Annotated in this window: 10 protein-coding genes and 1 pseudogene; 6 read left to right on the plus strand and 5 right to left on the minus strand. The window is 37.5% G+C overall.

What is annotated here, in order from left to right; all coding sequences use genetic code 11:
* Positions 1–39: 39 nt before the first annotated feature.
* The 6 genes and pseudogenes from wecB to PNIG_RS02330 form a co-directional block, all read left to right on the plus strand.
* On the plus strand, positions 40–1170 hold the full coding sequence (wecB, locus tag PNIG_RS02305; protein ID WP_089367715.1) for a non-hydrolyzing UDP-N-acetylglucosamine 2-epimerase: 1131 nt from the start codon (positions 40–42) through the stop codon (positions 1168–1170).
* Positions 1155–2372, plus strand: coding sequence for a glycosyltransferase family 4 protein (locus tag PNIG_RS02310; RefSeq protein WP_244181057.1), 1218 nt, complete (start codon positions 1155–1157; stop codon positions 2370–2372). Before wecB ends, PNIG_RS02310 begins: the two co-directional genes overlap by 16 nt.
* On the plus strand, positions 2372–2773 hold the full coding sequence (locus PNIG_RS02315; protein ID WP_089367717.1) for a WbuC family cupin fold metalloprotein: 402 nt from the start codon (positions 2372–2374) through the stop codon (positions 2771–2773). Before PNIG_RS02310 ends, PNIG_RS02315 begins: the two co-directional genes overlap by 1 nt.
* A gap of 146 nt (positions 2774–2919) precedes the next feature.
* Positions 2920–3996 (plus strand): UDP-N-acetylglucosamine--undecaprenyl-phosphate N-acetylglucosaminephosphotransferase, encoded by a 1077-nt coding sequence (wecA, locus tag PNIG_RS02320; protein WP_089367718.1) that lies wholly within the window; start codon positions 2920–2922, stop codon positions 3994–3996.
* 158 nt (positions 3997–4154) lie between these two features.
* Complete coding sequence (glmM, locus tag PNIG_RS02325) at positions 4155–5510, plus strand: phosphoglucosamine mutase (RefSeq protein ID WP_089367719.1); 1356 nt, start codon at positions 4155–4157, stop codon at positions 5508–5510.
* A gap of 74 nt (positions 5511–5584) precedes the next feature.
* Positions 5585–5800: pseudogene (locus PNIG_RS02330) on the plus strand (UTP--glucose-1-phosphate uridylyltransferase); the annotation flags it as partial.
* 161 nt (positions 5801–5961) lie between these two features.
* Here PNIG_RS02330 and PNIG_RS02335 read toward each other — a convergent pair.
* From PNIG_RS02335 to PNIG_RS02360, 5 genes are all read right to left on the minus strand, one after another.
* Positions 5962–7638: a hypothetical protein gene (locus PNIG_RS02335; protein WP_089367720.1), complete on the minus strand. Its 1677-nt coding sequence runs from the start codon at positions 7636–7638 to the stop codon at positions 5962–5964.
* A gap of 130 nt (positions 7639–7768) precedes the next feature.
* On the minus strand, positions 7769–8923 hold the full coding sequence (locus PNIG_RS02340; RefSeq protein ID WP_089368928.1) for a site-specific integrase: 1155 nt from the start codon (positions 8921–8923) through the stop codon (positions 7769–7771).
* 348 nt (positions 8924–9271) lie between these two features.
* Positions 9272–10513, minus strand: a complete 1242-nt coding sequence (locus PNIG_RS02350) for a hypothetical protein (protein ID WP_089367722.1) — start codon at positions 10511–10513, stop codon at positions 9272–9274.
* A 9-nt stretch (positions 10514–10522) separates the two neighbouring features.
* Positions 10523–13408 (minus strand): site-specific integrase, encoded by a 2886-nt coding sequence (locus PNIG_RS02355; RefSeq protein WP_089367723.1) that lies wholly within the window; start codon positions 13406–13408, stop codon positions 10523–10525.
* Entirely contained in the window at positions 13401–15005 is a 1605-nt protein-coding gene (locus PNIG_RS02360) for a site-specific integrase (protein WP_089367724.1), read from the minus strand. Before PNIG_RS02360 ends, PNIG_RS02355 begins: the two co-directional genes overlap by 8 nt.
* Positions 15006–15009 lie beyond the last annotated feature (4 nt).

Genomic DNA, 15009 nt, shown 5'->3' on the forward strand with positions numbered 1-15009 from the left:
CACGTGGTTATTTAATTTTAATAAGTTTAAAGTGAAAAAATGAAAAAATTAAAAGTAATGTCTGTTGTAGGAACAAGACCAGAAATAATTCGTTTATCTCGAGTGCTTGCAAAGCTTGATGAGCATTGCGAACATATTTTGGTACATACTGGCCAAAACTATGATTTTGAACTTAATGAAGTTTTTTTTAACGATTTAGATGTAAGAAAGCCTGATTATTTTTTAAATGCTGCTGGTAAAAATGCGGCTGAAACAATTGGCCAAGTAATCATTAAAGTTGATGAAGTACTTGAAGAGGTTATGCCCGAGGCCATGCTTGTATTGGGTGATACAAATTCGTGTATATCAGCTATACCAGCAAAGCGCCGTAAGGTTCCTATATTCCACATGGAAGCTGGTAATCGTTGTTTTGATCAACGAGTCCCTGAAGAAACTAATCGTAAAATAGTCGATCATACTGCTGATATTAATCTTACTTACAGCACTATTGCGAGAGACTATTTGTTAGCTGAAGGAATTCCTGCTGATCGTATTATAAAAACAGGCAGCCCGATGTTTGAAGTGCTGACGCATTATATGCCTCAAATTGATTCATCAAACGTATTAAAAGAGCTGGAGCTACAAAAAGGCCAGTTTTTTGTAGTGAGTGCTCACCGAGAAGAAAACGTTGATTCTCCCAAGCAGCTTATAAACTTGGCAAATACGCTTAATGTAGTTGCTGAGCATTATGATATGCCGGTAATAATTTCGACTCACCCGCGCACAAGAAACAGAATAGAAGCACAAGGAATTGAGTTTCATAAAAATATTAGATTATTAAAACCACTAGGTTTTCATGATTATAATAATTTACAAAAAAATGCTAAAGCAGTGCTTTCTGATAGTGGAACTATCAACGAAGAGTCTTCTATCATGAATTTTCCAGCGTTAAACCTACGCGAAGCGCACGAGCGCCCTGAGGGAATGGAGGAAGCATCAGTAATGATGGTTGGTTTAGGAGCAGAGCGTGTTATGCAGGGATTACATATTTTAGAATCTCAACCAACGGGAGAGCAACGCTTACTTCGTCAAGTCTATGATTACAGCATGCCAAATGTAGCAGATAAAGTAGTAAGAATAATTCATTCTTATACTGACTATATAAATAGAGTTGTGTGGAAAAAATATTAATGAAGCTTGCTTTAGTCATTGATGACTACTTGCCAGACAGCACCAGGGTTGGTGCTAAAATGTTTCATGAACTCGCACTTGAGCTCTTGGCAAGTGGGCATAATGTAACAGTAATTACCCCTGCCGTAGGGCAAGCGAAAAAATTTACTGAACAAAGCATAGACGGTGTAACAGTTTGGCGCTTTAGTTCTGGTCCTATTAAAGATGTGGGCAAAGTAACACGAGCGTTAAACGAAACCTTACTCTCATTTAGAGCTTGGTCGGCTATTAAGCAACATGTAAATGAGAACACCTTTGATGGCGTAATTTATTACTCTCCTTCCATATTTTTTGGTGGCTTAGTTAATAAAATTAAGCAGTGTTGTAACTGTTCCTCTTATTTAGTGTTACGTGACTTGTTTCCACAGTGGGTTATAGATGCTGGAATGATAAAAAAAGGCTCTTTAATAGCGCGTTATTTTAAATTTTTTGAACAGTACTCATACCAAGCCGCAAACACCATTGGCTTAATGTCAGAGAAAAACAGAGAAGTATTTAGCCAAAGTAACCGCACAGATTATCCCACCGAAATTTTGCGTAACTGGGCAGATACAACCCCCGTTAATATTGAGAGCAGCGTTAATTCTATTCGTATGCAGCTGCAACTAGAAAATAAAGTTATTTACTTTTATGGTGGCAACATTGGCCATGCGCAAGATATGGCAAACCTAATGCGCTTAGTTAAAAACATGCAATATTGTACCCATGCACACTTTTTATTTATTGGCCAAGGCGACGAAGTTGAGTTAATTAACAAGCTGGCGCAACAGTGGCAGTTAACAAATTACACTTATTTGCCCTCGGTTAATCAAAATGAATTTAAACGTATATTAGCCGACATTGACATAGGGCTGTTTTCTTTATCGGCCAAGCATACTGCGCATAACTTTCCAGGAAAGTTATTAGGCTATATGGTGCAGTCGTTGCCTATTTTAGGCAGTGTAAATAGTGGTAACGACCTGCAAGCGCTAGTTAATTCAAGCGGGGCGGGGGTTATCAGCGAAAATGGCGACGATGAGCAGCTATTAAAAAACGCCATAGCGCTTTACGAAAATCCCAACTTACGTAAGCAGCTAGGTAATGGAGCATATGAGCTGTTAAAAAATGAATTTTCAGTTACTGCTATCGCCGCTAACATTGTTAAAAAATTAAAAGAGCAATAATGAGGAAAATAACCCAATCAGACATCGAACTTTTATTTGAGCAGGCTAGTAACTCGCCCAGAAAAAGAGCGCACCTTAACTTACACACCAGCTTTGATGATAAAGTGCAAAGGCTATACATAGCACTATTGCAAGGCAGTTATGTAGAGCCACATTACCATGCTTTTGCGCATCAATGGGAAATGTTTATAGTGCAAAGTGGGGTATTAAAAGTAACGCTGCACCATAAAGATGGCTCTGTAATAAGCTCTTTTTTGGTAGGCGATGAACAAGATACTCAAGCGATTGAATTTAAACCGGGCGATGTGCATAGCGTAGAATGTGTATCGGAGCATGCATTAATGCTAGAAATAAAAGAAGGCCCGTTCGTTGAAATGCATGCAAAAATATTATTAAGCTAAAAATACTTAATTGAATAATGTTTTTCTTTTTCAATAATATTACTGTTACTTTTTTAGTTATTAGGAATACAAATATCAATGGACTGCTTTATCTAAAAAATAGAATGTAGATAAAGTGAAATACCAAATTTGTTAATGGAACTATTATGTTTTTAGATCTACTTTTCACCTTTTTTATTGCGTTTGCAATTTTGTTTTTAATGCGTAAAGTTGCGCGTAGAGTAGGCCTAGTTGATAAGCCATCTGGGCGAAAATTACACTCTGGTAATATTCCGCTAGTTGGGGGGATTTCTATATGTATTACTATTATAAATTACATATATTCGCATCCAGGTATGATTAATCACGCAAACTTATATATGTTGTGTATATTTGGTTTAACAGCAGTAGGGGCACTGGACGATCGCTTTGATTTAAGTGTTAAAATACGTATGTTAGTACAAGCACTAATATCAGTAGCTATGATTTATTTTGCTAATGCTGAAATGCATAGCTTAGGAAACCTATTAGGCTTTGGTGTAATCGAGCTAGGAATACTTGGTGGCTTAGTCACTGTACTTGCCGTTATTGGCTGTATTAATGCCTTTAATATGGTTGACGGCATTGATGGGCTATTAGGTGGTTTATCAATAGTAACATTTGGCAGTGTAGGTATATTATTATCACTTTCGGATGAGCAAAGTTTAAGTTACTTATGTATATTATTAGTTGTTTGCATGATCCCATATATTTTAATGAATCTGGGTTTGGTTGGGCATAAACGAAAAGTATTTATGGGTGATGCCGGCAGTATGATGATAGGTTTTACAGTCATTTGGTTGCTTATTGGTGCAAGCCAAGCAGAAGGTAACCCAATGATTCGCCCGGTAACCGCGTTATGGCTTATCGCAGTACCGTTAATGGACATGGTTTCAATTATGATACGCAGGGTCAAACAAGGTAAATCACCTTTTAAGCCAGATCGTGATCATTTACATCATATTTGTCAGCGTTTGGGGTTGTCGTCGTTACAAACGTTAGGTCTAATTTGCTTTATTGCCTCAGTGTTTGCAGGCATCGGTATACTAGGCGAAATACTTTTATTACCAGAATACATTATGTTTTATAGCTTTATAGCTGCCTTTATAGGCTACTTAGTAATATTAGTTAATCACTGTAAAGTAATAAATTTTTGTAGACGTATACTAAACCTACCCGAAAAAGAATATTCAACAGTTAAGTAATATTAATTTGTCTTTAAAATTAGCACTCGATTTAAGGCAATTTAAAAGTGTTTAGTACATAAAAAAGCTGATTTAAAGCGTGAAACTTTAAATCAGCTTTTTTGTTTTTAAAGACTATTTTTGAAACTAAATTTTGTAAAATTTATTAAGGAATAATTATGGCACGTAAGTATTTTGGGACCGATGGGGTAAGAGGTAAAGTGGGTACTTTTCCTATTACCCCTGATTTTGCAATGAAGCTAGGGTGGGCTGCGGGCACTATTTTAGCATCAAGTGGTACTAAAGAAATTTTAATAGGTAAAGACACCCGTAATAGCGGCTATATGTTTGAATCGGCTATTGAAGCAGGCCTTTCTGCTGCCGGCGTAAATGTAGCCTTTGTTGGCCCTATGCCAACCCCCGCCGTTGCTTATTTAGCATCTACATTTAGGGCCGATGCAGGCGTAGTAATTAGTGCATCACATAATCCATTTTATGATAACGGTATTAAGTTTTTTAATAACTTTGGTACTAAGCTAAACGACGAACAAGAGCTAGAAATTGAAGCCTTGCTTGATCAAGCACTTAACAACAATGCTATGCAATGTGTAAGTTCTGAGTTGTTAGGTAAAGCTAGGCGCATTAACGATGCCGCAGGCCGATACATTGAATTTTGTAAGGCAATATTCCCTAAAGAGTTAACTCTGGAAGGTTTAAAAATTGTTGTAGATAGCGCAAATGGTGCTGCTTACCATATTGCTCCTAATGTATATGCAGAGTTGGGTGCAGAGGTTATTAGCATTAATGATAAACCTAATGGTTTAAACATTAACGAGCAGTGCGGTGCAACACATCTAGATAGCTTACAAGCCGCTGTATTAGAGCACAAAGCCGACTTAGGCATAGCACTTGACGGCGATGCCGACAGGTTAATGCTAGTAGACGATTTAGGTAGCGTAGTTGATGGCGACCAAATTCTTTATATTTTAGCAAAAGCCGCAAAACTACAAGGGAACATGCACGGTGGAGTTGTGGGTACGCTAATGTCTAACCTTGGGTTAGAGCTAGCACTTAATGATATGGATATTCCGTTTAAACGCGCTAAAGTAGGTGACCGCTATGTTGTTGAGCAGCTAAAAAACACAGGTTGGAAGCTAGGCGGTGAAGGCTCAGGGCATATTTTGCATTTAGATTACGCCACCACAGGTGATGGCATTGTCGCTTCTTTATTGGTATTAACAGCGCTTATTCAACAAAAGCAGTCTTTAAGAGAGTATGTTGCTGGTATGCAAAAATTACCTCAGGTACTTTTAAATGTGCGTTTAACAAAAAATAATGCAGATGAGATACTCAATACCGATGGGGTTAAGCAAGCAGTAGTAGAAGCTGAAACCGTGCTTGCGAATACAGGGCGTGTTTTACTACGTAAATCGGGCACTGAGCCGCTTATAAGGGTTATGGTTGAATCAACTGACTCTGTTGTATCACAAGCGCAGGCTGAGCATATAGCTACTGCAATAAAAAAGCTGCTATAAATTATTAGATTTTAAACGATACAGTCTGCTTTATTTACTGATAATAGATAATAAATGCTTACTCATAATGGGCGGCTAAAACACACGTTGGCGCTGGTGGCGAAATTCAACTGACTGATGCGATTGATGCGCTAATTGCACAGGAAACAGTAGAAGCGTTTCATATGAGCGGCCGCTCGCATGACTGTGGTGATAAGCTCGGTTATTTAAAAGCCATTGTAGAATACAGCATGCGCCATGAAAGTTTAGGTGAAGAGTTTACTGAGCATTTAAAATCGCTTGTAAATTAGGATTGGCTGTAAAAAAATAATTGCAGCCACTTTTTGTAGTTCAAAAAACACCCGTTTAACTACTAAAAACTATAACGTATAAATCATATCAGCCCGTTACTTAACGGGCTGATATGATATTTACTTACCTAAATTAAACCTCGCCAAATAGCCATTTAACATTAATCGTCGTTGCCGCGAGGAACAGTGTAACTTCCACACTCACCATTATCTAAATCAATAAAGGTAATAGGCTGCTCATTCTCCATAGTATTAATGTAATTTTTAATAAAGGGAATAACAAACAGCTGCCTAAGCCTATCGTCACACATGAACTCTGTTGAATTGGTGCTCGTCACGTTATAGTCATCCGACATATCATTGCGTATTAATAGCGGATTGTTCTCAGGCTTTTTAAGCCAATTTTCTAATTGGCCTAATGCGCTACCTCCCCAATTACCGCTAAACGGGATAGGGGTTGAAATAAGCTCAATGTTAATCTCATTAGCAACAAGATTATGTGAGCGACAGTAGTTTAATTGTCGGTTCATGACCGACTGCACACACTCATCGACTGTATATGTTTGCTTATCGGCCCAATCAAAACGACTTATGCCAAATTTATAAATAACCTCCCTAGTACCTTCGGTTTGAATAATACCGCTCCATACATAAAAAATAATATGGGTATGCGAAAAAGGGCCATAAGCCGGCACGCTTTTTATTTTCTTATCACCAGTTGGTAGTAATAATATAGGCTGGTCGACCCCCGGATAGTTTGAAAAATTCCTCACGTAGTCAGTTTCACCATTTGTGTATGTAATGTGAGCATGAATGCGCTGCTTACCTGTGCTTTCTTTTTCACCACGCTCTACCTGTACCGACCATATAGGGTATAGTTTAAACTTATTTGAAATTCGGTATAAGTCGTTAATAATTTTTGCATCACTGCTTATCATGTCACACACCTTTCCACCGTCTTGTCTTTTTCTAAGTGAAGACAATGTTGTGCGTGCTATAAAGTAATCGGCAATGACAATATCAATGATGTACTTATCTTTTTGTTTAAAATAGTTTTTAAAGTCAGGACGTTGATACTCAGGAACATAATCAGATGTGTATACCTTAATATCAGTAACATGCGCTGCATCACTAAATTTTTGTAGCTCTTTTTTCACGCTTGCTTTAAATGTTTTAATTTTTTGAGGTGTGTTCATGTCTTCAAGGTCATAAGACACCGCCTGTATATTTTTTGCATATTTGAGTAACTTAGTGGATGTTTCGGCTATGCGCTTTTCAACTTTATTTCTTGCCTCTGAAAATTCAGCGATTAAGGTATAGCGATAATCGCGTTTTGAGTGAACATAATTAACTTCAACAGTTAACGATAATAAATTTGGATCCGCGACTCTTCTATTATCAAGTATGTTATCTAATTTATGCTGTAACGTTGTTTGAAGCTGCACTGCATGGTTTGTTTTTTGCGCTATTAAGGCACAAGGGCACAGCGTAATATTGCTCTCTTTAGTAATATACTGAGATAAATAGCGCAACATTCGGCCCCGCTGTTTTGATGGTTCCTCGTTAAATCCTAAAAATTGTGCAATGTGTTTTTGGCATGCCTGCTTTTGGTCAAAAACAGAGTGAGGAATGGTGCACTCGTACTGCTTAAACAAACCAATAATAGGCTGAAACATCATTTTGTTTTTAAACTCAGCATACCATTGGCGTTTATTTAGCTGCTTTAATGACATATCCATTAGCTTAGCAAACGCAGTTTGAGCTACGTTTAAATCTATCTCAAACTCTTTAGTTAATGGGTACGCTAACGTATTACTTGGGCATTGTTTGCAAATCATAAGTAACCTCTTTTGGGTTAGTAGTAAATTAAATGCGCATAAGCGCGATATTAGTATTAAATGTTATAGGTGTGGGATGCGTTTGTTTGGCGTTAAGCAATCAAACGCATAGCCATTAACTGTGTGTGCTTTATGCAATCCCGCGTTCAATCATCATTTCATTAAACGCAAAGCCATCTTGCCTTGACGCATTGGCAACATAGGGTGCGTATACGTCAAACAATAAACGTGTGTCGCTGTGGCCCAGCATGTGCGAAATGTACAGCGGGTTTTCATGTGCTGCGATATGCAGTACAGCGGCAGTGTGGCGTGTTTCGTAGGGGCGGCGACGTGCAAGGCCCGCTTTATTAAGTGTGGGGTACCACAGTTGAGTGCTTACAAAGTGGGTATTAAGCGGTTTGCCTTTGTGAGTAAACACAAATTCACTGGTTGTTTGTTTTTGTAAGCGTTTGAATAGCGAAAAGAGTGTATTACACATTTTTAAGTCGCGGCGCGACTTAGGTGTTTTTACATCCCCGAGTTCACCATTTACCCAATTGTGACGAATACGAATGAGGCGGTGATTAAAATCCACATCTTCCCAGCGAAGACCATGTATTTCACAACTTCGCATACCGGTCCAAAAACGCACCATAAAATAATCGCGCCATTGTGTAGGGGTACACTCTAAAAAGCGTTGTACTTCATCGGCAATAAGCGGCAATGAATTTGCGCGTTCTTCTTTTAGGGTTTTATAGCGGCGTAATGGATAAGGGAAGTCGTGCTCTTCTGCGGCTAAACTCAAAATAGCCACAAACGGCCATAAAATACCGTTAATGCGTTTATTAGAAAGTTTACGGACCCTTTTGGTATCGCACACCATTAAGCTTTCGCGAAAATAGTCCACATTAGCCAACTTGATCTCATTAACTAATATATTGCCAAATTCAGGAATGAGGTAACGGTCGAGCGTATTTCGTACCACGCTTTGATAGCTGCTTTTCCATTTTGCTTTTTGGCGATCGAACCATTCATTCGCGTAATCGTTAAAAAATGGATAAAGACGATCAGGGTGTTTTTCGCGCTGCAAGGCTTCAAACTTAGCGACTTTTTTACTCTCAGGAAAATAATCGCGATACTGAAACGTATCTAAATCAATCTCAGCATTAATTTTTTTAAGCGTTGCATTGGCTTTTTTAATATTAACAGGGGTTGCCATGAGCTTAGTGCCTTCACGAAAGCGCTGCCCATAAATGTGTAAATCAAATTGAATACGCCCATTGGGGCGAATGCGAATGTGAGCCATAAAGGCCTCCATCAGTTAATGGATCTATAAATAGATCTATCCCTCACCGATGGAATTCGTTAGAATTGGATCATCGGCTGGGTCAGGTTAAACACAGCGCAGCCGGTACGGGGTAGGGAGGTTGCAGCCTCTTTACCCCAACTGCTTATTTTATCTTCAGTTACACCAATACCATACACTAAGTACGAAATCGCGCAACTGATTAGAATTTCATTATTAAAATATAGCAAGTGCTGTCTATTTGTCCAGTGTTTTGTTGTTAATTTGTCGATTTTGAAATTTTTGCAAACAATGTGAGTGAGTAACGCTAATGCGCCCAACATAAACACATTAGCGTTAGTAGATAATTTAAACATCATCAAACCCCATACCAGGAAGTTGTGGATCACTAAAGTCTTCCCCACGTTTCCCAAGTTTTTTCTCCAATGCTTTTTTAGCTTCTATTACCTTGTTCATTTTTTCAGGTGCAAGTTCAATATCATCAATACATTGATATGGATTGACAGAGTCTTTATCGCTATAAAAACCGAGACTACGTTTTCCATCTTCATCTAACAACATTTGCAACTTGATTTGCTTAGCTGTTGTGATATCACTAATTTTCACTTTTGAAAGTGCACTTAAGTTAATGCGGTAAATCATAGACGATGTTTCTTTGATATGCTGTGTGGATAAAAAACAATTACCGCCAGTTTCTTCAGTTAACCCAGCTAACATTACGCAATTACTGTCTATGTACAATAGTGCTTCGTTTGCTTTTTTTACTATGCCCATATTACGATAACTTGTAATTTCATCTTTTAAGGTATAGATACTGATAACAAGCTTTTGCTCAACGACGTAGTTTATTTCTTTTTTATTAGCATAATCTCGTAAAGAAAGTAACGAGTTTGATATTACGTTATAACCATCACTAAATACTGCCCGTTCATCATCAGTATATATAGTCACAGTTTTAGATTTAGTTGATAGAGCGAGGTTTTTTAAGTTTTCAACGCCATCCTTATTCAATAATAAGTCAAATTTTGGTGCAAACCCTTCAGGAACATCAAATGGGATAATTCTGTTGTCACGTTCGATACGAATTTTCGATTCTGCTTTATTCGTTTCAAATGAATCGTAAGGCGTATATGAATTTGCGATATTGGCCATTTCTATTGCTGAGGCTGTTGGTATTGTTAGCTTCTTTGCTTGTTCAACAAACATTAAAAAATCAAGGTGTTCTGCCACTATCTCTTTAGCCAGAATATATATACGTGACTCGCCTTTTGTTAGGGTGTCAACGTGTGGGTAGGGGCTTTTGGAGGTATACTCAATATCGACTTCAATATTGGTCTGTTGTGAATGGAGACACAAACACTGCTTAAAGCTACTTGCTGATAGACTCCACTGTCCATTTTTTAATAACCAATCTTCTTCAACATCTAGACTGATTATTTGCATGCTATCATCTGCCCCCATAATTATTTTGCATGTTTTATCATCGATAATAAATGAAATCCGAGCTTCAGCATCTAATTTTATTACGCTCTTTAAAAAATCACTTATCGAAGTTTGCTCTTTTGGTTTAAGAACTATTTTTGCCATCATCAGTTATCCTTATTTTAAGGTTATATTTAAAAAGTATTGTTCCAACGTTTGCGCTAGCAATGTAGAAGGAATGAGTGTTTTCAGTGTGATAATTAATTGAGTGTTCCCACCTGGCGTTTTATGCCAGTTAAAATTATCGTCTTTACGTAAAAACTGGTTCTTAACCATATTTAATTTGTTACTGTTAAGGCTTTTTCTATTTTGGATTAGTAAAAAAGTAGCCGTATAATGCTTTAATGATCCTTTGTGGCAAATAGTTTTAAAAGCTTGCAATGTCTTTTGGTTACATACACAAGAAAATTGAATGTTAAGGGTTTCGGTATGTGATTTCCCCTGTGGTTTCTGGAGAATTATTTTAGGTTTACCCAATGTTTTAAGCGCTTTTAGCTCTTTAGAGACAAAGTTAAAATATTGTCCTTTTGCTAATTGACGCCACTGAATATTGGCTGTTTTAAAGTCTAAGGTTTTATTATTTAGTGCTTTGAATACTTTTTGACAAAAGTAATTAAACGTATTCGTATTTTTATCGATAAAATCTTCAGGTAAGGAGCTCTCCCATAGAGTTTTAAAATCACATTTATTAAATGTAGAAGGCTGTTTATTGGTCGTAGTAACTTTACCTACTATGAGGGTATTTAATTTCAATTTTTTTATAATTTGGCTCTCTGTTAGCTCAGGCTGAAACTGCTTTTTATCCTCACTACTAAGTAATGAGTGCTCTTGGCTAAGTGAATCTAAAATACGCGAAATATCATTTGAACCTACTGGAATATCATAGATATAGCGAAGCTCTGCTCGTGAGTATTGGCGATATACAGGTTTGAATAATGCAATTGTTTTTTCCATACCATGAAGGTAATGACGACGAGTGGTTGCGTAGCTAGAGTGTCCATGCTGTTTTGCTATAACATCTAATAATAGTCCGGCATTCATTTTGTCAAATAGTCGGCCTTCTAACCAAAAATCAAAACGCGCTAAACAGCTTTCTTTAGATAGCATTGCCTCTGTAGCTTCATCTTGAAGGATACTTGATAAGTGACACCCTTGACGCTGATAAGCGAGATGTAATCCCTGTAAGTAAAGTAATTCCGCACCACCATGACGCAAATGATGGAAACGTACTTTAGGACCGAATAGTGCTTTGAGTGCCTGAGTTACAGGGTAGATATAATAGCTTGAACGCAAGCCTATAGATTCGTATTCAAAACCAAGTAAAGGCTTCGTTTCATCACAGCCTGTTTTGATTTTTAATAATATTCGTATAAGTTTGGCTGCCGGCTCTGGCATAAATACAGTAATTATTCTCGTCTTTTTATTTTTAGTCGTCCCCTCTGGCGTATTTCTTATAACGATACTAAAAAGCTGCTTTTTTTGTGGGTTCACAATAGTAATGTCACCTAGACACAGCCTTAAAACTTCGCCTCTTCGCATAGCCCCGTAATACCCTAAGATGACCGCTATGCTGGCAAATAGTCGTTGCATGGCATCCCCGTTTTTTGAAGAAAGTAATAGCTCTACGGTGCTGTTTATCTGAGACACATTTAAGCAAAATGGATCAACAAGAGAAGGCAGCTCAGGGCGCTCGAACTGTTCTAGATCTAGCTCATCAGTGAGTTCTTGATGTGATGCACTGCGAAGGAAATTATATAAATGCCACGGTGTTGTTTTTTCATCTAAACGATCGAACTCTTTATGTGCCCAACGATGCAATGTTTCCGGATTAGTGGCATCATCAAAGCTTAATGGGTTTAAGCTTTTATAAAAGTTTGTATAGCGGTCGATACTTTGAGAAAGGAGTGTCTTTTTGTGAACCCCACCTTCATTAAATAGCTCATCAGTATAGTGATAAAACAGTTTAGGTATAACATTGTCGGTACCCCAAGCTGGCGCAGTAGGTTTTGTAGAGTTTTCTTTGGATGATTGTTTATGGTACTTAATAAGATTTTTATGAGGCCATGCATCAGCGGGGGCTTTTTTTTCTGCCCCTACAACCGCATTATTCAACGGGGGGATGAATAATAATTTTTCTTTTACCGTATCAATAGCATAACATTCTGTGGAATCAAGTGGCGATACATGACGCATAGGATCACTTAAGTCACGTAATAATTTTGGTGGCACTGCATAGTGGTGATGCCAAAATGATTGAAATGTACGCAACCATTCTGCGGGGCTCATTGCAGCGAAATAATATGGCTCAGTATCTACCCACCGATTAATAGCGTCCAATAATGATTTTGTTGTTAACGCCTTTTCAGGAAGATATTTATAAAAGTTTAGCAAAACCCTTAAAGGGAAAACAGGCAGTGGGTAACGTGTGAAACTCGCTTTGTCTTCATCTGCATATGAAGAAATAGGTTTAGGGTGTGACACTTTGAGTGTAAATTGTCCTTCGAAAAACTCAATACAGGTAGGTGTTGATAATATTCTTTGCCAGTATGACAAATGTAGTGGGGCAACTTCAAAGTTTAGCACGAGTAATACCCAACCTAAGTCATGCCATCGCTTATCCATAAAAGATTCACGTTGTGATTCATACCTGGCAAAGCATTGACTTGCTAATAGATTTTTCTCATGAATACTAAATAGCCACATCGTTGACTCATCCGTAAAAGCTTGTTCTTTTACTTCTGGTAACTGCCAATTACATATTTCTTTCAAATAAAATAAAACGTGATCAAGTGCACTTAATAACACCCGTTGTTTACCTGTGGGAATACTTTTAATTCGCTTATTAATATCGTTGAGCTGCTCTTTTGATAATGCTCGCTCATTAATATTCAAAGAGTTAATTAGATCGCATACCCACTGAAGGTTACTAGTTTCCTCGCAATCCATACCGAGCTCTTCACGGTAGGTAATAATACTCTGAGCCGTTAGTGGTTTTTTAGCCATGATTTGCTCCTTTTATCTCCGCTAAATTTAAAAACTCAGGGATTTTATTTAAAAAGGAGCAAAATCTGTTTAGTACGACAGGAAATAGCTCATCGCTTCCTAGTTGCTCTCCATAATTTGCATGGCCCATAAGTCGACTTATATCTTGCGACGTGAGCGTAGGAGATAGTGATGTTAATGCATGCTGGGCAAAAAAGTGTCGCAGATGGTAAGGTACTATTTTTACTTCCCCAGGATTAGCTTTTGACCACCACTTAGCCATAAACGGTCGCAAAATTTTTGCTGATAATGGCTTGACCGCCAAATTTTCATCAATCAAAAACCACATTAATGGAGAATCAAAAGTAGTAGATGAATGAAGTTGCAAGTTTTGCAGTAAAAACTCGTAGCGTAATAATGCAAGACGAAAATAGTCACATAGCCAAATAGTACGATAACGACCTTTATCAAAAATGATGACAGAGTGTTTATCGAAGCAATATTCTTTTTTAAATGTAATTTCGTGTGTTGGACGTGCACTTGTTAATGCAATATATAATAGTGCAAGTTCAAATACCCTAAAGTTATACAGCTCCAGTAAGCTTTCTAGCGTATGTTTACTTTGCTCAAGCTTTTGGCCTTGCAAGTGAAGTTCATGAAAAAAACGACGTACTGAATCAACATTTACATATCGTATTGAACCTATAAAAATAGGTGGGGTATTTATATATTTTCGTCTTGCTGCCGATATATCATAGTATAAAGAAGGTATTTTTCCTGATGTACTAAATAGGTAGTCTTGTTGTTTAGTAGTATTGCGAATTAGCTGAGAGTCATTATGCAAAATAGACTTTGTAGCGCTAAATAACTTTAAGAGTTCTGGTTCATAGATAGCTTGCGATAGTCGTTTTAAGTAGTATGTTTGGGCAACAAAAATATCAGATCTTATTTGATCACTGTCGCGTCTTTGATAATGAAAGGCACTAGAATGATGTAAGTTATCAACTCCAAGTAAAACTGCTTTTGCCGGTGTTGTTAGGCTAGGGTCGCATTGAACCATTTTTTTGAAGTAATTAAACAAAACATCCTTACGAACTAGGTATTTTGCTTTTAATATAGGAGGAGTTTGCCATTTGTCATTAATAAAACATAAGAATACCTCTTTCTCTTCTTGGCTCATCACCCAGCAATTGTTGGCTTGCTTCGTTTTAGTTATTGCATCAGAAAACCAGTGATTTAAACCATTTGGGATAGGTTGCCATTGCCAGCTAATACTGCCTTTAGTTGGGTAAGCAATAGCATATTCGATCCATGAAGGATTATTTCTACGGACACTCCTTAAACTATGTTGTTGACAAGGGGTATTGCCACTAACAATGGTGATATCTGGAATATCTTTGCTTGATTTACATGACGTGAGAGCACCAGTTAGCCACAGATATAAGAAGTTAAAAAGTGCGCGATCATATGCTGTTACTTTTGTACTTGATGATGGTTTATATACTTTTATTAATCTTATTAAAGCCGCCAATAACTTAAGAGCATAATGCCTAGCATTGGGAAATGGGGCTCCACTATTTTTAAATCTTTCTTTTGATTTTATGGCTTCTTTACTCATCGTT

Origin of the sequence: Pseudoalteromonas nigrifaciens (assembly GCF_002221505.1) — a bacterium.
GTDB lineage: Bacteria > Pseudomonadota > Gammaproteobacteria > Enterobacterales > Alteromonadaceae > Pseudoalteromonas > Pseudoalteromonas nigrifaciens.

Excerpts from the sequence above, each read along its gene's own strand:
- PNIG_RS02360 (WP_089367724.1), bottom strand. The coding sequence starts at position 15,005 with ATGAGTAAAGAAGCCATAAAATCAAAAGAAAGATTTAAAAATAGTGGA.
- wecB (WP_089367715.1), top strand. The coding sequence starts at position 40 with ATGAAAAAATTAAAAGTAATGTCTGTTGTAGGAACAAGACCAGAAATA.
- PNIG_RS02340 (WP_089368928.1), bottom strand. The coding sequence starts at position 8,923 with ATGGCTCACATTCGCATTCGCCCCAATGGGCGTATTCAATTTGATTTA.
- PNIG_RS02355 (WP_089367723.1), bottom strand. The coding sequence starts at position 13,408 with ATGGCTAAAAAACCACTAACGGCTCAGAGTATTATTACCTACCGTGAA.
- glmM (WP_089367719.1), top strand. The coding sequence starts at position 4,155 with ATGGCACGTAAGTATTTTGGGACCGATGGGGTAAGAGGTAAAGTGGGT.
- PNIG_RS02335 (WP_089367720.1), bottom strand. The coding sequence starts at position 7,638 with ATGATTTGCAAACAATGCCCAAGTAATACGTTAGCGTACCCATTAACT.
- PNIG_RS02350 (WP_089367722.1), bottom strand. The coding sequence starts at position 10,513 with ATGATGGCAAAAATAGTTCTTAAACCAAAAGAGCAAACTTCGATAAGT.
- PNIG_RS02315 (WP_089367717.1), top strand. The coding sequence starts at position 2,372 with ATGAGGAAAATAACCCAATCAGACATCGAACTTTTATTTGAGCAGGCT.
- wecA (WP_089367718.1), top strand. The coding sequence starts at position 2,920 with ATGTTTTTAGATCTACTTTTCACCTTTTTTATTGCGTTTGCAATTTTG.